This is a genomic window from Endozoicomonas sp. OPT23, from assembly GCF_009653635.1.
GTDB lineage: Bacteria > Pseudomonadota > Gammaproteobacteria > Pseudomonadales > Endozoicomonadaceae > Endozoicomonas_A.
On the sequence record NZ_PPFD01000004.1, the window covers coordinates 73,189 to 95,072 of the forward strand.

A 21,884-nucleotide genomic window follows, 5' to 3' on the forward strand; every position below is an offset into this window, starting at 1 on the left:
TTCGCAATGAAGATTGTCAGACCCGTAACCTACAGTGACCTTGCTGCACTGGAAGCTCTGGCTGAAAGTGCCAGCGATTCCATGACAACGCTGCCTGCCAGCCGAGAACACCTGCAGGAACTGATCAACAATACTCAGATTTCCCTGAGTAAAAGCGTTGATCTGGCCGGTGACGAAAGCTATCACTTTGTACTGGAAGATACCCTGACCAAAAGCATCCTGGGAATCTCCGGTATTGTTGCCTGTCTGGGAATGACGACACCTTTCTATACTTTTCGCATTGATGAAGAAGTCCATGCCTCTGAAGACCTGCAAATCGTCAATCGCATGACCGCACTGAAGCTGTGTCAGGACTACACTGGCTACACCAGCCTCTGCACTCTTTTTCTAGCACCAGAACATGACAGTGCTGAGAACATGCAGCTACTGAGTCGTGCACGACTGCTGTTTATTGCTGAACACAGAGACCGCTTTGCAGAAAGAATTCTGGCAGAAATTCAGGGTGTAGTAGACGAAGAGAATCGTTCACCTTTCTGGGAAAGCCTTGGTAATCACTTCCTCTCCATGGAAATGTCCCGAGCCAACTACCTGACCGGCATTCAGGAAAAGAGCTTTATTGCTGACCTGATGCCCAGATACCCGATTTATACACGACTGCTGCCAAAGAAAGCCCGCGCTGTCATCGGTGAACACCGACCTGATCGCGAACCTGTGTTAAACCTGCTGGAGCAGGAAGGTTTTAGCTATCAGGGCTATGTCGATATTTTCGATGCCGGCCCGACTCTGGAAGGCGGTATTGATCGGCTGACAACCATCAGGGAAAACGCTCTGATACTCGTTACAGCAGGTGAAGATTGTATCAAAGAGAGCTGTCTGGTCTCCAACCAGTCTCTAGAAGACTTCCGCTGTCTCCTGACATTCTGTAACCCGGAGCAACCTGTGCTTGCTCCGCAACAACTAAACCAACTGCAACTGGCCGACGGTAATTCCGCTCGACTAACTGCCAGCTATCTGAGGAATTGAGCAATGACAAATAATAAAATTAATGTCTTGCTGGAAGCCATGTGGCAAAACTATCTGGAACTGACACCGGATGCCCGCAGTATTCATGACCTGTTTGCTGAGCAGAACAATGGTTTAGTGATTAACGACCATATAGCTCTGCGTACTTTCAATCTGAATAAAGTGAATATCGACACAGTCGCCCGACCGTTTCTTGAAGCCGGTTATATTGAAGCCGGGCACTATGAGTTTCCGAACCGAAAACTGGTCGCCCGTCACTATCAGCATAAAGACGACACTCTGCCGAAAGTCTTTATCAGTGAGCTGCTGGTAGAAAAGCTATCTACCCAAGCACAGACCATCATTAACAAACTGGTTGATCAGGTCAGTGATGAACAGGTTGCCAAAGATGAGTTCTGTTTCTCTGGCCGCAACTGGCAAGTCAGCAAAGCTGAGTACGAGACTCTACTGGCCGAAAGCGAATACGCTGCCTGGGTGTCTGCTTTTGGTTACCGCCCTAATCATTTCACGGTATCCATCAATCACCTGACATCACATCAGGATATTCAGGATCTGAATCAGACTCTTATAAATAGCGGCTACACTTTGAACACCAATGGCGGTGAAGTGAAAGGTTCCCCTGAAGTTCTGCTGGAACAATCATCAACCATGGCCGGAAAAGTTAAGGTTACCTTCGATGATGGTCAGTCCCTTGATATTCCCAGCTGCTTTTACGAGTTCGCCAAACGTTACCCAATGGCAGATGGCCAGCTGTACCACGGCTTTGTAGCGGCATCTGCCGACAAGATTTTTGAAAGTACTGATCAACGCTGATTTGTGCTGGACAGAAGTTAAACAAAAATAATAACGACAATGAAGCAGTAAAAACGGTCATCCCGCATTTACTGCATGAGAATGATATACAGCTGAACATTCAGCTGAGTAGCCGAGCGACAACTTAAACACCATCCTCCACCAGAGGCGGGGAAATGGTGAACTGACTTTTCGACTACGCGTGTCTACACAGTTAGAGGCCTGACAACACACTATGATGATCATCAGACCGATCAGAGAAGAAGACCATGATGCCTTGTGGCAACTGGCCCACCTTACCGGGCCAGGTTTTTCTTCTCTGCAACCTGACCGGGAAATGGTTCGTAAAAAACTGGAATGGGCCGTCAGCTCTTTCAACGCCAGCACTCCTTTGGAAGAAGCTTATTACCTGTTTGTAATGGAAGACTCTGTTACAGGCGACGTTGTAGGGGTCACCGGCATTGAATCAGCCGTTGGACTCAGTGATTCCTGGTATAACTACAAGGTCAACACCCACGTTCATGCCTCCCGTGAGCTAGACGTTTACAACAAGATTAATACCCTGACACTCTGCTGTGATTACACCGATCACTCGGAGCTGTGCACGCTCTTTCTGGCTCCTGATTCTCGAAAAAGTTTCAACGGTCACTTATTGTCTAAATGCCGCTTTATGTTTATGGCTGAACATCCTCAGCGTTTCCGTGAAAGCATTATTGCCGAGATGCGCGGTTATTCCGAAGAGGGTCAGTCACCTTTCTGGGAAGCTCTTGGACGACACTTCTTTTCTGTCGATTTTGTTGATGCTGACCAACAGGTAGCCCGTGGCAAGTCTTTCATTGCCGAACTTATGCCGCGGTATCCGATTTACACCAATATGCTGTCTGAAGAAGCTCAGAAAGTGATTGGTCAGACCCACGAAGATACTGTTCCAGCTCGAAAGCTGCTGGAAGGTGAAGGTTTCCGCTATACCGGCTATATCGATATTTTTGATGGTGGTCCTTGTCTGGAAACCCGGGTTAATGACATTCGCGCTGTTCGTGAATCCTTTAACTGTCGTGTAGCGATTCAGGAAGATGGCTCTTCCGACAACACGATCACTGAAGACAGAAAGTGGCTGGTTGCTTCCGAAGGCGTCAAAGATTTTCGCTGCACTGTCGCCCAGCTTTCTTTTGGAAGCAATGATATCGCTAATATCAGTCAGGAACTGGCAACGGCACTGAAACTGAAAGAAGGCGACCTGATTCGTATTTCCCCTTTATTCGATCAAGAACGTTCCAACAGGAGTTAAACCATGAGCCAGTCTCTTTTTATCAACAATCAATGGCTTGCCGGTAACTCCACACTGGACTCCATTAATCCGGGTACTGGCGAAATTGTCTGGTCCGGAACCTGTGCAAATGCGGCTCAAGTAGACGACGCCATCAAAGCTGCACGTAAAGCTCAGCCTGAATGGGCTGAACTGTCACAGGATGAGCGCGTTGTCATTATTCGACGTTTTGCCGAGCTGGTTGGCCAGAATGCCGACCTGATCACCGAAACCATTGCCAGTGAAACTGGCAAGCCACTTTGGGAAGCGAAAACCGAAGCCGGGGCCATGAAAGGCAAGATCGAGATTTCCATCAAAGCCTATAACGAGCGTACTGGCACCACTGAAAATGCCATGCCCGGTGCCAGAGCTATGATTCGTCATAAGCCTCATGGTGTTGTGGCTGTATTTGGTCCTTACAATTTCCCGGGACACCTGCCTAACGGCCATATCGTTCCTGCTCTGCTGGCAGGCAACACTGTTGTTTTCAAACCCAGTGAACTAACACCGGCAACGGCTGAAGTCAGCGTTAAGCTCTGGGAAAAAGCAGGATTGCCAGCGGGTGTGCTGAATCTGGTGCAAGGTGAAAAGGAAACCGGTATTGCTCTGGCTAGCCATAAAGGCATTGATGGCCTGTTTTTCACTGGCAGCTCCAATACTGGCAAGCTGATTCATGAACAGTTTGGCGGTCAGCCGGGCAAGATTCTGGCTCTGGAAATGGGGGGTAATAACCCGCTGATCGTGGCTGAAGTCTCTGACATTAAAGCCGCCGTACACGACGCTATTCAGTCTGCTTTTATCACTGCTGGTCAGCGTTGCACCTGCTCACGACGTCTGTTTATTCCGGAAGGTAACTGGGGTGATCAGTTCCTGAACCTGCTGGTTGAAGCAACACGACAAATCAAGGTCGGTCGTTACAACGACGTAGAACAGCCGTTTATGGGCGCTGTTATTTCCGAAGCGGCTGCTGACGGCATTGTTTCCGCACAGAAACGTTTACTAGAACTGGGTGGAGAATCACTGGTTGCCGTTGAGAAGATTCAGTCCGGAACTGGCCTGCTGAAACCGGGCATTATCGACGTATCAAGCATTAATGAACTGCCTGACGAAGAGTACTTCGGCCCAATGCTGCAGGTGATTCGCTATAACGGACTGATGTCGGCTATTGAACAGGCTAACGATACTCGCTTTGGTCTTTCTGCAGGTCTGTTCAGTGACAGCCGTGATGACTACGACACTTTCCTGAAGCACAGCCGAGCCGGCATCGTGAACTGGAACCGTCCTATTACCGGCGCCAGCAGTGCCGCGCCTTTCGGTGGTATCGGTGACAGTGGCAACCATCGCCCAAGCGCCTATTTCGCTGCTGACTACTGCGCTTACCCGGTTGCCAGTGTCGAAGCGGATGCTCTGGTACTGCCAGAAAAGCTGGCTCCAGGCCTGACTCTTTAATTAAATATATGCCGAGCCATATATTTATATAGCTCGGCTTTTGACGGAATATTTATGAGCAAAACTGTAGAAGCAAACTTCGATGGTCTGGTCGGGCCTACTCACAATTATGCCGGACTGTCCGTTGGCAATATCGCTTCCACCAATAACCAGTCTGCGCCTTCCAACCCTAAAAAAGCGGCTCTGCAAGGGCTGACCAAAATGAAATCCCTGCACGACATGGGGTTGGTACAGGGTGTTCTGGCTCCTCAGGAAAGACCTGACGTTCATAGCCTGCGAGCACTGGGCTTCACTGGTTCTGATGCTGATGTACTGAGCAAGGCTGCCGAAGAAGTACCTTTTGTACTGGCTTCCTGCGCATCTGCTTCCAGCATGTGGACAGCCAATGCAGCGACTGTTTCTCCCAGTGCTGATACTGCAGACAACAAGGTACACTTCACGCCTGCAAACTTGTGCAGCAAGTTTCATCGCTCTATTGAACATGAAACCACCGGACGAATTCTGAAAGGTGTGTTTGGCAGCGAAGATCATTTCAGCCACCATCCAGCTCTGCTCAGTACTGCCCACTTTGGTGATGAAGGTGCCGCCAACCATACTCGTTTCTGTCATCAATACGGTGAACAAGGTGTTGAGTTTTTTGTCTATGGGCAACATGCCTTTGATTCATCAAAACCAAAACCTGAGAAGTTTCCTGCACGTCAGACTTTTGAAGCCTCGCAGGCCATTGCCCGTCGTCATGGGTTGAGTGAGAGCAAAACTGTTTTTGCGCAGCAAAACCCTAATGTGATTGATCAGGGCGTCTTTCACAATGATGTTATTGCTGTAGGCAACCGTAACGTACTCTTTTGCCATGAACAGGCTTTTCTGAATCAGGCTGAGGTTTATACCAACCTTAAACAGGCTTATGGCAAGGATGATTTCTGTATTATTGAAGTGCCGGAAAGCAAGATTCGGGTTGAAACTGCGGTTAAAAGCTACCTGTTTAACAGCCAGCTTTTGAGCAACCCTGATGGCAGTATGACCATTGTCGTACCTTCTGACTGCCTGAGTGACCAACAGGTTGAGAAATACCTTGATAAGTTAGTGGCGGCTGATAACCCGATCAACGAAGTGAAAGTTTTTGACCTGCGCCAAAGCATGAACAATGGTGGTGGCCCAGCCTGCCTGAGACTGCGTGTTGCCCTGAATCAGGCAGAACTGGCAGCAACCAACAGTAGCTGCCTGATAGATGATCAGCTATTCACAACTCTGAATCAGTGGGTTGAAAAGCACTACCGTGATCGCCTGATAGAAGCCGATCTGGCTGACCCGCAACTGTTGATCGAATCCCGAACAGCACTGGATGAATTGACTCAAATTCTGAAGCTGGGATCTATTTATCAGTTCCAGATTTAACTTTTAATTGACAGGTACGCGTTGCTTACCTGTCAATCGACTGCTCTTACTATTATTTTTTCCTTGAACAAAGAAAATCAGACTGCTAATTACCGATCGACAACCTTCAAAGCTATCTCCCCTTTAGCCACTTGCCGTGTCCATACTTTAAAATCGTTCATGCTTGGAATGAACAAATAGACTCGGTAATACTGAAATGAGCCAATAGAGTATTTATAATGCTGCGCCCTTAAGTGTGCAGACACACGAAATCGAATATTAGATTGTCATTTCCCTGCCCCAGGCGGGGAAATGACATACGAATTCACATGTCCGAGTACTTAATGGCTTAATGTGGGCATTCATATAGAAACTCTTAGTCAACCCAAGGAATGTATATCTATGTCATTTGGCTCTTTAGGCTTGTGTGACGAGTTGCTTAAGACCGTTTCAGAGCAAGGTTATACAACAGCATCACCCATACAGGCTGAAGCTATTCCTGTGGTGCTTAGTCAGCGTGATGTTATAGCTGTAGCTCAAACTGGCACAGGTAAAACCGCAGGCTTCACCCTGCCTATGATTCAGTTATTATCTGATGGCCCTACGCCACAAGCTCAATGTGTGCGCGCGTTAATTATTACGCCCACTCGTGAGCTTGCCGCCCAGGTTGCCCAAAACGTTGAAAGCTACAGTAGTCGCATGAATATCTGCTCAGCGGCAGTGTTTGGTGGTGTGAGGATTGAACCGCAAATATCCTTGCTACAAGGTGGTTTGGATGTGCTTATTGCCACACCTGGTCGATTAATTGACCTTTATAATCAGAAAGCCATTAATTTTGATCAGCTTGAAATATTAGTCCTGGACGAAGCTGACAGAATGCTGGATTTGGGGTTTATCGACGACATACGTCTTATTAATAGCCTGTTGCCCACCAAACGCCAAAACCTGATGTTCTCAGCTACCTTTTCTAAAGAGATCAAGTCACTTGCTAATGGTCTGTTAAACAATCCACTTTTGATTGAAGTGACAGCTGCGAACAGTACGGTCGATACGGTTAAGCAGAAAATGCACCCTGTTGATAAACATCGTAAAAGCGAAGTACTGATACACCTGATTAAAAAGAGCAAGTGGCAGCAGGTTTTAGTCTTCAGTCGCACCAAGCATGGAGCAGACAGTTTGGTAATCCAGCTGGAAAGCGCCGGTATCAGTGCCGCATCAATCCATGCGAATAGAACCCAGTATGCACGAACACATGCTTTGGAGGGTTTTAAAAATGGGAAAATTACTGCATTAGTCGCCACTGATATTGCTTCTCGAGGCATTGATATCAATCAACTGCCTTGCGTTGTTAACTTTGACCTCCCTTATGTCCCGGAAGACTATGTACACCGTATTGGTCGTACCGGCCGTGCTGGCATCTCAGGCTTAGCAATTTCATTATTCAGCGAAGAGGAAACTAAACAGTTACGGTCTATTGAGTGTCTTTTGGGACGTAAATTTAAGCGTATGATCGTTCCCGGTTTTGCACCCAGTGAGAAGGCTACAGCACACCCATTGGACGATGATGAGTTTGGTAATTTTGAGGCTTTTCCACAACCCCGAAATCGAGGCAGGTCTTCGAGCCGTAAAAGTCGGCGGTGATTCACTTTTAAAAATGAGTTGATTTAATCTGAATCAGCTCCAACGACGGGTCAGCCCACCAATTCCTTTGATCCATCTATTGCTCTAAACTGCCCGACAATACGATGCTTCACTTCAGTTCAGGATATTACCCCCTATGACATCATCTATTTTGGGCCAGATCGAACCGAACGATTTTCTTCAAAAGTACTGGCAAAAAAAACCTCTGGTCATTCGTCAGGCTTTCAATGATTTTGAACTGCCTGTTGAAGCAGATGAGCTGGCTGGCCTCGCCCTGGACGAGGAAGTCGAGTCCCGCATCATTATCGAGAAGGGCAAAATTCCCTGGGAACTGAAGCGCGGCCCATTTACCGAAGAGACCTTTGCTTCACTCCCTCCCAGTCACTGGACTCTTCTGGTTCAGGCCGTCGATCATTGGGTACCTGACGTTCACCACATTCTAGAAGGCTTTGATTTTCTACCCTCATGGCGAATGGACGATATTATGATCAGTGTCGCCTCTGACGGTGGTTCTGTCGGCCCGCACTTTGATCAGTACGACGTGTTTCTAATCCAGGCTGAAGGTAAGCGACACTGGCAGATTGGCCCAGTGTACGACGCCAGTTCTCCAAAGCTGGAAGGCACTGAACTGCACATTCTTTCAGAGTTTGAAGTACTGGAAGAACACGTAATGGAGCCAGGTGACATCCTCTACCTTCCCCCAGGTGTTGGTCATAACGGTGTGGCCGTTGGTGATAACTGTATGACCATTTCCGTTGGTTTCAGAGCGCCCAGCCATCGTGAAATTCTGATGCAGTACACTGATTTTATTGCTGATCAGCTGCCAGATAGCATGCGATACGCTGATTCCGATCAGACAATACCGGCCAACAAAGGCGAAATAGACGACAAAGCTCTTGATCGTCTGCAAGCTATTCTGCGTGAGCATATTGAAGACAGAAGCAAACTGGCTCAGTGGTTTGGTCATCAGATGACACAGCTGAAGCATGAACAGGAAGTGGATTGCCAATTCGAAAGCTGGGGTACTCTTCTGGAAGCCTTATCAGGCACAACTCTGGCAGTTAATGAAGGATCACGTCTGGCCTTCAGAAAAGATAACGAGCAGTTTATTTTGTTTGCGGATGGTTGTGATTATCCATGCCTGGAGTCCGTAACACAGTTTATCGCTATGGATCTTTGCAAGAACAATGTGCTTTATCCCGAAGATTGGGAAAATCAGGCATCAGCTGAAGTGCAGACATTGATCTTGAGACTGATCAACTCAGGTTCACTGTATATTCAAGAGATGTATTAAATGTGTAGCCACACGAAATCGAATATTTAGTAACTGTATTTATAGGTCTGGGTACTTAATAGCTACTTAAGTCTCACTCAACAGCCAGTAGAACACTCACTACTGGCTGTTGAGTCATGATGGCTATTTAACAGCAATAGAGCTGCAACCAGTGGCTGTGAAATAGTTCCATTTAGGTAATGACGCATGACTACCATCCCCTAAATATTCACATAAATTTATATCCTCAGCGGATTTTACATAGCCTTTTACACTCATTTGAGAAGCTCTCATGACACACTCTAATTGCCTTGCAGGGATAGGTTTACCATTATACAAAGCCATATATTCATTATTGGTTTTGTCAGGAAAATCCACTTTTTTAACATCAGACACCTGAATGCTGCGACCACCAAAGGTAACCTTGCCCTCTACAAGGTCAGCACCTACATGTTTGGTTCTTACCAGTAGCTTTGTTTGAGGACTTCCATCAGCATCTTTAGGCAAGCGTTCATACATCAAGTTCTCAACCCTTGGTGTACCATTGGGTTCAGCTGGGGCCGTCGGCTCACGCCAGTTAGCTTTAAAGCTGTCCTGAAGAGTTTTAGTCATAGCCTGATCAGTCTTGATCGCTCCCTGTCCATTATCCACAACCACTCTGAATGTAGCCGGACCATTAGCGGCCTGAACTGTACCCATATCACCAAGAATAAACGTGTTGTGGTTCAGAGGAACCAGAGCTCTGATATCAATATCCCTGTCAGCTTCATGCTGTATTTTTCCGGCGCAGGTCATGACGCCAGTTGTGTTATCTAACCGGTAGAGTTGATCCTTAACACACACCAGCACCTGGTTTTCATCTTCCACATCACCTGACACGTTCACACGGTGAATCAGCAGTCTTTCATCAAAGATTTTTAATTTCTCAGCAATTGGGTCAATAAGGTTATTTTCCCAGTCTGACCATAAGCCTGGAACAAGCTTCTCGGTAGCCGGTTTCAATAAATCAGCATTAACGACTTTTCCTGTTTTCTCAATGCCACCTTGAATTATTGTCCCTTCTTTCGAGAAATAATCTGTGTTTCGCTCCCAGATTTTCAGGCATATCCGTTTGGTTGGACCACCTTTAGATTCCATGAACGCCCGCATTGGGCTGGATTCACGCTCATCATCCGTCATAGACCTGAGGTGTTGATAACCACTGTCCAAACTTACTTCTGGCTTTTTCAACTGTTGAACTTCACCCTGAACGGTAAAAGAGTCTTTATTGTATTTCTGCTTCTCCAGCTTCCAGAGAGCATCCTTGCCTTTATTGTCCAGTATTCCCTTTTCAACCAGGACATCATAATCAGGGTTAGAAGATCGTTTTTCATAGGCATCAAAAAAGCCTACCTTCGCTTTCTGACCGCCAACTACACGCGTAACCTCAGGGTTATGTTTTATCTGGTCACCAACAGCCAGCAGCTTGACCTCAACCGGATTTTCCTGAAAACGCAGTTGTGTTCCATGATTAGCAGGCTTCGACAAAATAGCAAAACTATGGCTATAACCACCTGCGCCATTCGGTGTCATTCTATTCAGGACGCCACCAGCTCCGCCTATATAGAGGGTTCCATCTGCCGCTTCATAGAGGGTGCTGACTATAGGAAGGCTGTCTTTGGTTTGACCCTCTTGTAGATATTCGCCATTCGCTGACCCGACAAGTTTTGGGATCTGGAAAGTTTGAGACTCTTCTTTATCATGATCATAGACAGTGAAAAAACTGATTTGACGGTCTTCACCAAGGTCAAAGAGTTCAACTCCTTCACTGGCCATAACCAAATGAGTCGGGCCTGTAATCGCTGTTTTTTTATTATCCAAATTCATTCTACATCTCCTGCTGCAAAGATATTTTTATATATTCAGTGCAATAGAGAGCGGTTCAGACAAAAGGTTTCTTAATAAAGTGGGAATTTGACAGTACCACTGACAACTCTGTCAGGTAGATTTACAACAAAGGGGCTTCACCAGAAAGAGTGACAAACTGTATAGTATCTCCAGCCTTTCCTATTCTGGTCTCTACCGGCTGATTCAACAGATTACGCCATGCATCTTCCGGATCGATGGTATTATCATTTTTATCGCTTTGTTGCTGAACCATCCATAGCTGCTTGAGCTGGTTCAGTTCTTTCTGAAACTCCTGGTCGCTTTTTTTCAACAACGCGCCACTTTGATGAGCTTCAATCTGCTGTCTTAAGTCAGCCATCAATTCGGAAACATTCAAACCCTGTTGTGCCAAAAGTTTTTCATCAGGCGGCAACAGTCGAATCCATTCATTACTTCCTTCAACCCTGACACGAATCTCTCCTGCAGGTTTTTTCTGCAGATGTTGTTGATAGTCTGTCAACATCTGATGGCATTGCTTCAATGTTCTTTCGCCTCTGACTCTATTAACCTGCTCGCTCAGGAGTGTAGAAACTTTATTTTTCTTCGCTCCAACGACACTTTCTGCTGGTTGAGATTTAGCCAACCTCTCCTTTAACGACTTACCAGTCGTGCTCTTTCCTTTTGCTGTTTGTCGAGTAACTGCAGGTGGTGACTGAGCCCCCCCTACTGTCTTCTTGCTTTGGTTGTGATGGAGGTGTTGTTCCACCCGATTTACCGACGCCAAAATCTCCTGACATTGCTATTTCCTCACCGTCTGTTTTTACTGGAGCCCTTCGGCACTAAAGACAACGATTTTCCCCTGAACATAATCAACCTTTACTTCCCGTTCGCCGGAATTCCAGATACAGCTGAGTCGGCCAAAATCTTCATCACAATTACTCGGTTTACCCAGAATCCCTTCTACTTCTTCAATATTCATTCCGGCATCCAGCCTATCGAAAGAAGATTGATTCAAATGTGTACAGCCTGATAAAAATAGAGCTGTTCTCATTATCGTTTTTCCTGACTATTAGGTTTTCAAGGTAGGTGGAGGTGTTGGAGGAATATTGCTTCCCGGTTTTTGCTTTACAGGCTTAATCGGAGTCTCTGGCTCGGCAGTTTGTTTTTGAGTGTGTTTTGGAATGTTTTCATCATCAGGATTTTCTTCAGGCTTCTTTTTTTCCTGCTGCTCTATATCAGGCTTGCTGACCTTCACTCTTGGAACACTGCTTTCATTCTTTTCATCCGGGTAAGCCTCCAAAGCTACAGGTTCATGCCTTACCTTATTCCATGCCTGCTCCCATTTGTTCTTATAACCGCCTTTATCACCCTCTTCATGCTTGTCATCTTTCATACACTTGGCTGTCTGTCTCATGACCTCTTTCAGCTGCTCCAGTGTTTTTTTGTCCTGCTCCGGATCATAGTTTTGGAAATTATTTTCTTCGTACTGTTTCAGGACTTCCAAAGCCAGCTTTTGGTATTCCGCAAACTTCTCCGGTGTTGCCGCCAGCTCTTTTGACATGGGAATCAATGAAATAGGTGTCGACTCACCAGGCAGGGTTAGAGTTACCCTTAAGTCTTTTGGGGCATTATTAGGGTCATTAATAAACTGCTGCGCTCTTCCTAACAAAGAATTAGTTTCATAACGTTTGGTAATGGTTTTTGCTTTGTTCAGCGCCTGAGACTGCTCTTCCTGCAACTGCTCTTTGGTCATGCTGCTGTAGTCTTTTTCGTCTTCCTTTTTACCAGTCTCTTCTGGCTTAGCAGGGACAGGAGGCTCAGCCTTTTTGCCTTTTTTCTGGTTTACATTGGGCTCTGGTTGTATATGGGCAGCTTTTCGCTTGGATAAAGGCTTATTTCCAGGCTTTCCCTTCCCCTTTTTACCCTTTGGGATATTCTTCTGAGGATCATCCTCAGTCCTGACCTTATGAGGAGGCATATTCCCGCTTGTTTTACCCTTTTTTACCTTGTTATGAGGCAAATTTGGGTCAACATGAGCATTGCCTGCAGGCCCAACAGGAGGAAGCACCGACATGATAAGTCTCCGAATAAAAAACACTGATTAGTGCTATCCATCGGCAAACCCTGTCATAAAAACAGTATCAACAGTGATGTACTGCAAAAACTTTCATCATAAAAAAAGCCGCACACCCGGAGGTATGCGGCCTTTTAGAGAAGCTGAGCTTCAGGAGGTTAATGGATCATAAGATCACATCATGCCGCCCATGCCGCCCATACCACCCATGCCGCCCATATCAGGCATAGCAGGAGCAGCCGCGTCAGCTGGCTCATCAGCAACCATGGCTTCAGTGGTGATCATCAGACCAGCAACGGAAGCAGCCGCCTGCAGAGCAGAGCGAGTTACTTTAGCTGGATCCAGGATACCCATTTCAATCATGTCGCCGTATTCGCCAGTCGCAGCGTTGTAACCGAAGTTACCTTCACCGGACTTAACCTTGTCGACAACAACAGAAGCTTCGTCACCGGAGTTGGAAGCGATCTGACGGATTGGACCTTCCAGAGCACGCAGGATCAGTTCAACACCAGCCTTCTGCTCAGGGTTGATCGCATCAACAGAGATGTTGGACAGAGCGCGAACCAGGGCAACACCACCACCGGCAACAACACCTTCTTCAACAGCAGCGCGGGTAGCGTGCAGAGCATCTTCTACGCGAGCTTTTTTCTCTTTCATCTCAACTTCGGTAGCAGCGCCTACCTTAACAACCGCAACACCGCCAGCCAGCTTGGCTACGCGCTCTTGCAGTTTTTCCTTGTCGTAGTCGGATGAGGAGTTTTCGATTTCAGCACGAACCTGCTCAACGCGGGCAACGATATCAGCCTGGTTGCCAGCACCGTCTACAACGGTGGTGTCTTCCTTGGTGATAGCGATACGCTTGGCGGAACCCAGGTCTTCCAGGGTAGCGCCTTCCAGAGACAGACCGATTTCTTCAGAAATTACGGTACCACCGGTCAGAACAGCGATGTCCTGCAGCATGGCCTTACGACGGTCGCCGAAGCCTGGAGCCTTAACAGCAGCCACTTTAACGATGCCACGCATGTTGTTCACAACCAGAGTCGCCAGAGCTTCGCCTTCAACGTCTTCAGCGATGATCAGCAGCGGACGGCTGGCCTTGGCAACATTTTCCAGTACTGGCAGCAGATCACGGATGTTGGAGATCTTCTTGTCAACCAGCAGGATGAACGGGTTTTCCAGTTCAGCAGACATGCTTTCCTGGTTGTTGATGAAGTAAGGAGACAGGTAACCGCGGTCGAACTGCATGCCTTCTACTACGTCCAGTTCGTTTTCCAGACCGGAACCTTCTTCAACGGTGATAACACCTTCCTTACCTACTTTCTCCATTGCTTCAGCAATGATTTCACCAACCTGTTCATCAGAGTTAGCGGAGATAGTACCTACCTGAGCAATAGACTTGGTGTCAGCACAAGGTGTGGACATTTCTTTCAGCTCAACAACAACAGCGGCAACCGCCTTGTCGATGCCACGCTTCAGATCCATTGGATTCATGCCAGCAGCAACGTACTTCAGACCTTCATTCAGGATGGACTGAGCCAGTACGGTAGCAGTAGTGGTACCGTCACCCGCCTGATCGTTAGCCTGGGAAGCGACTTCCTTAACCAGCTGAGCGCCCATGTTCTGGAACTTGTCAGACAGTTCGATTTCTTTTGCTACGGAAACACCATCTTTAGTGATGGTTGGTGCACCGAAGGATTTTTCCAGCAGAACGTTACGGCCCTTTGGTCCCAGAGTCGCCTTTACAGCATCAGCCAGAACATTTACACCTTCCAGCATTTGCTTGCGAGCTTCGTCGCCGAATTTAACCTGCTTTGCCATGATCGATAATCCTTATAAAACAGTTGTAATGGAATTGGAGTATTGGACTGAGTCGAATCAGTCTTCCAGTACAGCGAAGATTTCGCTTTCAGAAACGATGATCAGCTCTTCACCGTCGATCTTGACTGTGTCGGAACCAGCGTACTTACCAAAAATCACCTTGTCGCCAACGCTCAAGCTAACAGGACGCTTTTCCCCGTTGTCCAGAAATACGCCGTCACCAATAGCTACTACAACACCCTGGTTAGGCTTCTCGGTAGCAGAACCTGGCAGTACGATGCCACCAGCGGTAGTGGTTTCTTCTTCTTCACGACGAACTACAACGCGATCGCGCAACGGACGGATTTTCATCGATGTATCTCTCCAACTGTTTAGACTGAGTGTCACTATTTAGAATCTGTTTAATACAAAACCCGATTGAACACCCAGTCATCATGTAAGACGGTGGTTCTTTACTGGCTCCCTTTATGGAACCGAACCTGTTCTACGGTATGTTTCTAGGTATGGGTAACCAGAGGCTATTTCAAGGGGCTGCGTGCAATTATTTTTATTTTTTTAGCAACCGGACCACAAATAGATATGCAGTTCCGGCTGCGTCTGTTTATCAGAGAATATCTGCAGGATAAGTATTGATCAGTATTTGTGATCATCGTCCCGTTTAAAGTCACCATCAAGGGTGTGATTTATAGTGCGGTTAACATCTACATCTTCACGGTAGTACTCTGCATCATAGGTCTGACTGGATTGCTGGAACTTCCAGCGCCCGCTTTTAATCATACGTGAAAGAATCAGTTTACGTACAAACGGAATCAGCAACAGAATACCGAAGAAGTCTGTAATAAAACCGGGGAAGATAAGGAACAGACCACCAATAGCGATCATCAGACCTTCCAGCATCTCAACCGCGGGCATTTCGCCAAAGTTCATTTTTTCCCGAGCTTTCATCAGGGTTTTTACACCCTCGGTGCGAATAATGGTACCACCAGCGAACATGCCCAGAATCACCAAAGCAACGGTATTAAGAGCACCAATAGAGCCTCCCACCTTGATCAGGGTAATCATTTCAAGGATTGGCAGGACAACAAAAAAGAACAGCGGGAAGAAGCGCATTGACGGCTCCGGTTAAAATAGTGTTTTTTATATGGGGTGGAATCATACCTTATTCAAGAGAAACAGACCCCGATTTTATGATTCTTACAAAGGCTGTACGTTCAAAATTCCAGAGCATTCAGCCTGTCAGATAATTGATGCTCAGCAATAATTTTTTTTACCCATTTCACCATTCCCTGCATAACACCCGTTATCAAAGTTCCACCGACAGATGTTATGCCAGCAAGCCTTCCTTCCAAATCTTGCCCCGCAAGCGCTGAAGCACGGACAACCACACCTGCTTCTACCTGATACTCAGAGCAGAAAGACAGGTTCCTCATCATACTAAGATCATCAACAGTATCTCCAACAGCCATAACCCTTGTACCAAAGATATCCATTGCTCTTACAAACCTTGTAACGAAGGCACCTTTCGAGATCGGAAGAGCCACTAAAAACTGACTTCCAGTAAACTCAACACGAGCCAGCAGGCCATAGTTTGCAAACAAATACCGCCTTATCTCAGCCTGCTCTTGATCTGTTAGAACTTCGCTAGTGATGAAGGTAGCAATATTTTCATCATTGTCAGATCTGGAAGTAACTTCGGCTATGCGTATCCCTCTGGCTATCAGACCTCCTCTCACAACCTCATCAAAGCCGAGAAAACTAATGTACTCCTGATTAATAACAAAGCCTGTCTCACTAACAGAGATATATTGATTTTCACACTGTACAGGCATCACTTGATCACTAAAACTGCCAGCATTCAGACGACGAACTTCCAGGTTTCGGCCCAGAGCACAAGCGCAAATTGCATAGTCCGGTACCGGCAACCCATTTTCCGTATAGAAAGTTACTACAGAAGCCAATGGATTATGCGTCACAATAGTCAGTCGTATACGGCCCTGAGCACGCCAGTAGTTAATAAAACCCCTGAACATTTCTCTCTTTTTTCTTTCATCCTCGGAATCAGCTAGTCGAGCAGGAAGAAGGGTGTCATCCAGATCACTCAGTATGGTCAACTGCACACCTGCGGGTAATTGATTCATTAAAGTATTTAATTCATCAAGTAAGGATTGCAGGGACGCTATCGTTAAATTCTCAGGTTGACCCGGATTCTGACCTCCTCCACCTCCAGCACTGGAAGAGGGCTCGCTGGAGGATGGAGATTCATTCATCCAGGAGTCGTCTGATGCCTGACTGACTAAATCTTCAGGTCTACCTTCGCTGGTCAGAGAAGTTTTCCCTGCCTGATCAGGCTGAGTCTCTTGAGATGGCAAGGGCACTTGAATAACCCAATGATCAATAGATCCACCACCTAAATCATGACCTCCATCACCACCCCCTCCGCCACCGGAAAGCAAAACCTTACTACCAATATTCGAATCAGGAAAACCACTGAACAGTGAAGCATTCACACGGTAAGTGTGCGTAACCAGAGTAGAAGTAAGGTTTTGAGCTGCGGCGGGAATAGCAAACAGAAGGAAAATGATTTTTGCATAACGGGGCAGTAACACTGAAGGAAAAAACATCTTCTCTACCTCCGCCAGAACAGGGATAGAGAAGTATAGTGCCTATTTAAAAATCAGCTTCCGTTTTACGCAACCTTCGCCATGGCAACCAACTGCTTACGGGCAGACATTGGGTCAACGACCTCTTCGCTGAATGGGATACGAACCACACGGCTGCCAATCAACAGGTGCATACCTTCAGAGTCCAGGCCTGCCATTTTCGGTTCAACAGCTTCAGGCAACTCAATACCAGCAGCCTTGCAGTACTTAACCAGCGCATCACCATGGTCTTCATTCATGTGTTTCACCATGCCCTGCTCAATAGCACCATGGAACGGATTTACTTTCTGAACCAGTTCATTTTTAACCCACCAGATCTTCCCAAAGCCAGCAATAAAGCGACCTCTCACCAGTTTGATGCGATAGAAATCAAAACCATGGGCCTTGTGATAACCCTTGGCAGCCGGGAAAAAGCTGTAATAGCGGGCTTCCAAATCAGTCAGACTCTCATCGTCTTTTTCTACACGTTCTGCATCACCAATCCAGGTCAGTCGACCGCCCAGATGGACATCATCAAAACCTGTTTCGCTGACAATCAGGGAAACCTTCGGGTTGGCTTCAATGTTTTTAGTATGCTGTGCAATTCGGCTGATCAGAATAACCGGATTACCTTCACCGTCCAGACAGTAAGGCATAACCGAGCCAAACGGATAACCTGGAACGTCATCGGAATGGGTGGAAAGAACACCGTGGTATTCGTTCAGTAATAAACTTCGAGCATCGTTTGCAGCCTGAACCTTAGGTTCCATAATTTCCCCTGTTAAATTCTATTGTCTATGCAGCTCTTTGCACATGTACAGGCACACGCAGTGGAACATTAGATAAACCTTTTGCCAGCCTCCGGCGGGTAAAAGATTTATGAATTCGGATGCCCAGATACATACTGGCTACTTAAATCATGGCAGCGATTATATAAGAATGAGATTGATTATCAATCACTATGAGTATGTACATCTACGTAGAGTAACAATACATGGTAGTATTTACTGCGCTCAAAGGAATATGAAAGAACAATAATATGAATCTTAACAACAGTAACATTCTGATCACTGGAGCCGCCCGTGGACTGGGCAAAGCCATGGCTCTTCACCTTGCAGAAAAAGGTGCCAATGTCGGCCTGGTCGACCTGGCCGGCGAAGCTTTGGATCTGGCCGTTGAAGAGTGTAAGGCTCTGGGAGTCAACGCCGTAGCCTTACCGACTAACGTTGCCAGCGAACAGGACGTAGAAGCTTCCATTACCAAGGCCAAAGAAGCACTTGGACCTCTTAATGGTTTGGTCAATAACGCCGGTATTCTGAAAGACGGCATGCTGGTAAAAGCCAAAGACGGTCAAGTGACCGGCAAACTGGCGCTGTCTCAGTGGCAATCAGTGATTGACGTCAATCTGACCGGTGTATTCCTGTGTGGCCGTGAAGTGGCTGCCAGTATGATTGAGTCCGGCTCCAAAGGTGCCATCATCAACATCGCCAGTATTTCCAGAGCCGGTAACTTTGGTCAAACCAACTATTCAGCGGCGAAAGCAGGCGTTGTTGCCATGGCAACGACCTGGGCAAAAGAGCTGGCTCGTTATGGCATCCGTGGTGCTGCTATTGCTCCCGGTATGATCGAAACCGAAATGACGCTGAGCATGAAACCGGAAGCACGAGCCAAGATGAATCAGGGTATTCCCGCTGGTCGAATGGGTGATCCCAAAGAGATCGCTGAAACGGTCGCCTTTATTTTTGAAAATGACTACTTCAACGGTCGGGTTCTTGAGCTGGATGGCGGACTGCGCATCTGATCAATATGAGCAGCTGTTTCATGATAGCGGCTGCTCAGCTCTGCATACTTATCTAACAATGATGTCAGTACCACCAACACTCTTCTGAAACTTATTGCCTTTATCCCGTTCTAACAGGTATCACTATTCGGGCTGCGACTTGGCGGAGCCAGGTTATGTCATATAGGGAAACCACTGAATGTATTTAGAAGGCTCTCTCAACAGTTCGACTATCAAGTCACCTACAATAAAAAATCAAGAGTCTGACCACTCAGAACCTTTACTGGCTACAGTCTTGCCACGCACAAGTCGTCCACAGGAGCTTGTGGATCTGGATCAATTCGAAGTCCGAATTGCTCGGGCTCGTGAGCTGGTACTTAACCTGGGTATTTCAAAGAGTGATTGTGGCTTTATTCCTCTTGTTGTTCGAGTGAACTTTGCTTTGGCTGGGAAAAAGCCTGAACTATCTCCCTACGATTCAGAAGACGATCGTCAAATCGCTCAATACATTGCAGATGAACGTTTGCAACGAAGTGATTACGTCAAAGCCATAGAGCTTGCGCCTCAATGGTTTTCGTTTGTTCCGAATGATATGCAAATTTATCTTCGTACAGCCAAATTTCTCGTGGATATAAAAAAGTAAGCATCAATAGCTGTTATCTGTGACTCATTGAACACAGGACATTTAGCCAACAGTTGATATATGCTATTTGATTGCATTTTTTCCCTGGAGAATTTTCTTGCACGCTCCTTTCAGCCCTTCAGATATCTGGTTTATTCTCGACAAAATACCCAGTGGCACCGTTGCTACTTATGGCCAGTTAGCCAGAATGGTCGGTGCCCCGAGCCATGCCAGACTGGTAGGCAATATTCTTAAGCAACTGCCTGCTGGCTCAGGATTACCCTGGCATCGAGTTATTAACAGTAAGGGACAAATTTCTTTTCCCGAAGGCAGTGGTAAGCACCTTGAACAACAGAGACTACTGGAAGAGGAAGGCGTCACTTTACTGAACGGTAAAGTCAGTCTTAACCACTATCAGTGGCAAGGCGAATAACATGAGTGACGACAGCACGGATGATTTTGAACAGTTACCTGAGGATGTTGCTCTGGCCGTAGAAATTATTCGCCAGATAGAAAACCTTGGCTATGACGCTGATACTGTGCTCAAAGCCATGAGCCATATCTGTCTGGATACGCTGGCAAAGTTATCGGAAGAAGATCGCCTTAACTGGCAGAAGAAACTCTGCCAGTCGTTAGCGAGCAACTAGTTAAGCCTCTTATCAGGACTCTTCTCTTTTCTCCATCAATCTTTGCACATAGCTGATCAGCAGCAACACAGGCAAGCCAAGGAAGGCCGATCCGATAAAGAACATCGGGTAATTCACCGCATCCACGACAGTACCTGAATAACCGGCCAACAGCTTTGGAACCAGTGTCATTAAGGAACTGAACACTGCGTACTGCATCGCCGTGAAAGCACGGTTAGTCAGGCTGGACAGGAAGGCCACAAAAGCTGCAGATGCAATACCGGCACTCAGGTTGTCAGCGGCAATAACCAATGCCAGCATCCAGCTTTCTGGAGACATACCTGCCAGCATGGCAAACAGCAGGTTACTGATTGCAGCCAGTAATCCACCCAGCCAAAGAATACGCATCACACCATAACGAACCGCCAGCAGACCTCCCAGGAAGCCACCCGCAATAGTCATCACCAGACCAAAGGTTTTGGTAATCGCTGCGATTTGATCCTTGGTGTAACCCATATCGGTATAGAAAACGTTCGCCACGGCTCCCATGACAATATCTGCAATACGATAGGTTCCCACCAACAAGAGGATATAGAGAGCCAGTTTGCCGTAACGGTCAAAGAAGTCCGTAAACGGTGCTACATAGGTGTCACGAACCATGGCTCTTGGTGCTACATGCAGACGAATCATCAACCATGCAGCCAAAACGCCACAACCAATACTGATAAACAGTCGAATGGTTTCTGCAAAAAAGCCCGCTACGTGTTTCGCCATGCCTATATCCATAAGGCCTGACTTGATATCAGCCGTCAGCGAGGGCGACAGAGTAAAACCTGCTACAAATGCAGCGGCGGCAACTATAAACAAACCGACAAAGCGAACGTAATCACTGGTACCGTAATTCTGGGAAGAAAACGGCGCACCGGTTTCCGGTTCGGAGATGATAAGGGTAGTGGCCACGCCAATCAGCATAAAGGCTGCCATACACTGATAGGTGGATGACCAGGCACTGTAGTCATAAATTGAGTCATCACCACCGCTGAACCAACTGGCCAGAGCAAGACCGCCCGCACCTGCTACCAGCATACCGATTCGATAACCCGCGATATAAGCAGAGGACATCATGGCTTGCAGATCACTTTCTGCGGCTTCAATCCGCCAGGCATCAATAACAATGTCCTGAGTCGCCGATGAGAAACCCAGCATCACTGCGCCTATCGCCACCCAGGTCAAACCATTAACCGGGTCGTTACTGGCCATAAACAGCAAGGCAGCCATGACGGCAAACTGTGCCAGCAACAACCAAGCTCGTCTTCGCCCCAGCGTTTTAGTCAGCCAGGGCAAGGGTAGCCTGTCGACTAAAGGCGCCCAGACGAACTTGAACGAATAACCCAAGGCGGCCCAGCTAAAAAAAGTCACCATACTTCTTTCAACACCGGCTTCTCTCAGCCAGATCGACAGGCTGCTGAAGATAAGCAGAATAGGTAAGCCTGCAGAAAAACCCAGAAAGAGCGCACTGATCACTCTGGGGTGTTTAAAGCTCTGCCAGGCTTCTCCCCAGCTTCGGGTTCTATTTGCCTCTGTGTGCATTCACTTGCTCC

The 21,884-nt window shown here is 47.0% G+C and carries 21 protein-coding genes; 11 read left to right on the forward strand and 10 right to left on the reverse strand.

The features are described from left to right. Positions 1–6: 6 nt before the first annotated feature. The 7 genes from EOPP23_RS10785 (at position 7) to EOPP23_RS10815 (ending at position 8,879) form a co-directional block, all read left to right on the forward strand. Complete coding sequence (locus EOPP23_RS10785) at positions 7–1,023, forward strand: arginine N-succinyltransferase (protein ID WP_153766003.1); 1,017 nt, start codon at positions 7–9, stop codon at positions 1,021–1,023. A 3-nt stretch (positions 1,024–1,026) separates the two neighbouring features. After that, positions 1,027–1,836: a DUF1338 domain-containing protein gene (locus EOPP23_RS10790; RefSeq protein ID WP_153766004.1), complete on the forward strand. Its 810-nt coding sequence runs from the start codon at positions 1,027–1,029 to the stop codon at positions 1,834–1,836. A gap of 214 nt (positions 1,837–2,050) precedes the next feature. Further along, positions 2,051–3,103 (forward strand): arginine N-succinyltransferase, encoded by a 1,053-nt coding sequence (gene astA / locus EOPP23_RS10795; RefSeq protein WP_153766005.1) that lies wholly within the window; start codon positions 2,051–2,053, stop codon positions 3,101–3,103. 3 nt (positions 3,104–3,106) lie between these two features. Further along, positions 3,107–4,570: a succinylglutamate-semialdehyde dehydrogenase gene (gene astD / locus EOPP23_RS10800; protein ID WP_153766006.1), complete on the forward strand. Its 1,464-nt coding sequence runs from the start codon at positions 3,107–3,109 to the stop codon at positions 4,568–4,570. A gap of 54 nt (positions 4,571–4,624) precedes the next feature. After that, positions 4,625–5,965 carry an N-succinylarginine dihydrolase gene (gene astB / locus EOPP23_RS10805; RefSeq protein ID WP_153766007.1) on the forward strand — a complete coding sequence of 447 codons (1,341 nt, stop codon included), beginning with the start codon at positions 4,625–4,627 and terminating at the stop codon, positions 5,963–5,965. 333 nt (positions 5,966–6,298) lie between these two features. Continuing rightward, the gene (locus EOPP23_RS10810) at positions 6,299–7,585 is read left to right on the forward strand and encodes a DEAD/DEAH box helicase (protein ID WP_370514753.1); all 1,287 of its coding nucleotides are present in this window, start codon (positions 6,299–6,301) and stop codon (positions 7,583–7,585) included. Between the two features lie 136 nt (positions 7,586–7,721). Then, positions 7,722–8,879 carry a cupin domain-containing protein gene (locus tag EOPP23_RS10815; protein ID WP_153766008.1) on the forward strand — a complete coding sequence of 386 codons (1,158 nt, stop codon included), beginning with the start codon at positions 7,722–7,724 and terminating at the stop codon, positions 8,877–8,879. A gap of 123 nt (positions 8,880–9,002) precedes the next feature. On the opposite strand, the gene EOPP23_RS10820 is transcribed toward EOPP23_RS10815, so the two are convergent. The 9 genes from EOPP23_RS10820 to EOPP23_RS10860 form a co-directional block, all read right to left on the reverse strand. Beyond that, positions 9,003–10,724 carry a hypothetical protein gene (locus tag EOPP23_RS10820; protein ID WP_153766009.1) on the reverse strand — a complete coding sequence of 574 codons (1,722 nt, stop codon included), beginning with the start codon at positions 10,722–10,724 and terminating at the stop codon, positions 9,003–9,005. A 121-nt stretch (positions 10,725–10,845) separates the two neighbouring features. Beyond that, entirely contained in the window at positions 10,846–11,490 is a 645-nt protein-coding gene (locus EOPP23_RS10825; RefSeq protein WP_194842579.1) for a hypothetical protein, read from the reverse strand. Positions 11,491–11,544: 54 nt separating this feature from the next. Then, on the reverse strand, positions 11,545–11,775 hold the full coding sequence (locus tag EOPP23_RS10830; protein WP_153766011.1) for a DUF3862 domain-containing protein: 231 nt from the start codon (positions 11,773–11,775) through the stop codon (positions 11,545–11,547). An 18-nt stretch (positions 11,776–11,793) separates the two neighbouring features. Continuing rightward, complete coding sequence (locus EOPP23_RS10835) at positions 11,794–12,798, reverse strand: hypothetical protein (RefSeq protein ID WP_153766012.1); 1,005 nt, start codon at positions 12,796–12,798, stop codon at positions 11,794–11,796. 174 nt (positions 12,799–12,972) lie between these two features. Further along, on the reverse strand, positions 12,973–14,616 hold the full coding sequence (gene groL / locus EOPP23_RS10840; protein ID WP_153766013.1) for a chaperonin GroEL: 1,644 nt from the start codon (positions 14,614–14,616) through the stop codon (positions 12,973–12,975). 57 nt (positions 14,617–14,673) lie between these two features. Beyond that, positions 14,674–14,967 (reverse strand): co-chaperone GroES, encoded by a 294-nt coding sequence (gene groES, locus EOPP23_RS10845; RefSeq protein WP_153766014.1) that lies wholly within the window; start codon positions 14,965–14,967, stop codon positions 14,674–14,676. Positions 14,968–15,249: 282 nt separating this feature from the next. After that, a complete protein-coding gene (locus EOPP23_RS10850; protein ID WP_153766015.1) occupies positions 15,250–15,726 on the reverse strand; it encodes an FxsA family protein in 477 nt (158 codons plus the stop codon). A gap of 101 nt (positions 15,727–15,827) precedes the next feature. Continuing rightward, on the reverse strand, positions 15,828–17,237 hold the full coding sequence (locus EOPP23_RS10855) for an HAD family hydrolase (RefSeq protein ID WP_153766016.1): 1,410 nt from the start codon (positions 17,235–17,237) through the stop codon (positions 15,828–15,830). Between the two features lie 65 nt (positions 17,238–17,302). Then, on the reverse strand, positions 17,303–18,025 hold the full coding sequence (locus EOPP23_RS10860) for a HugZ family protein (RefSeq protein WP_153766017.1): 723 nt from the start codon (positions 18,023–18,025) through the stop codon (positions 17,303–17,305). A gap of 269 nt (positions 18,026–18,294) precedes the next feature. On the opposite strand from EOPP23_RS10860, the gene EOPP23_RS10865 reads away from it, so the two are divergent. The 4 genes from EOPP23_RS10865 (at position 18,295) to EOPP23_RS10880 (ending at position 20,304) form a co-directional block, all read left to right on the forward strand. Then, positions 18,295–19,056: an SDR family oxidoreductase gene (locus tag EOPP23_RS10865; RefSeq protein ID WP_153766018.1), complete on the forward strand. Its 762-nt coding sequence runs from the start codon at positions 18,295–18,297 to the stop codon at positions 19,054–19,056. Positions 19,057–19,234: 178 nt separating this feature from the next. Beyond that, complete coding sequence (locus EOPP23_RS10870; RefSeq protein ID WP_194842580.1) at positions 19,235–19,678, forward strand: hypothetical protein; 444 nt, start codon at positions 19,235–19,237, stop codon at positions 19,676–19,678. Between the two features lie 97 nt (positions 19,679–19,775). Then, positions 19,776–20,090, forward strand: a complete 315-nt coding sequence (locus tag EOPP23_RS10875; protein ID WP_153766020.1) for an MGMT family protein — start codon at positions 19,776–19,778, stop codon at positions 20,088–20,090. A 1-nt stretch (position 20,091) separates the two neighbouring features. Beyond that, positions 20,092–20,304, forward strand: a complete 213-nt coding sequence (locus EOPP23_RS10880) for a hypothetical protein (RefSeq protein WP_153766021.1) — start codon at positions 20,092–20,094, stop codon at positions 20,302–20,304. Between the two features lie 12 nt (positions 20,305–20,316). On the opposite strand, the gene EOPP23_RS10885 is transcribed toward EOPP23_RS10880, so the two are convergent. Beyond that, on the reverse strand, positions 20,317–21,873 hold the full coding sequence (locus EOPP23_RS10885) for an MFS transporter (RefSeq protein ID WP_153766022.1): 1,557 nt from the start codon (positions 21,871–21,873) through the stop codon (positions 20,317–20,319). Positions 21,874–21,884: the final 11 nt, after the last annotated feature.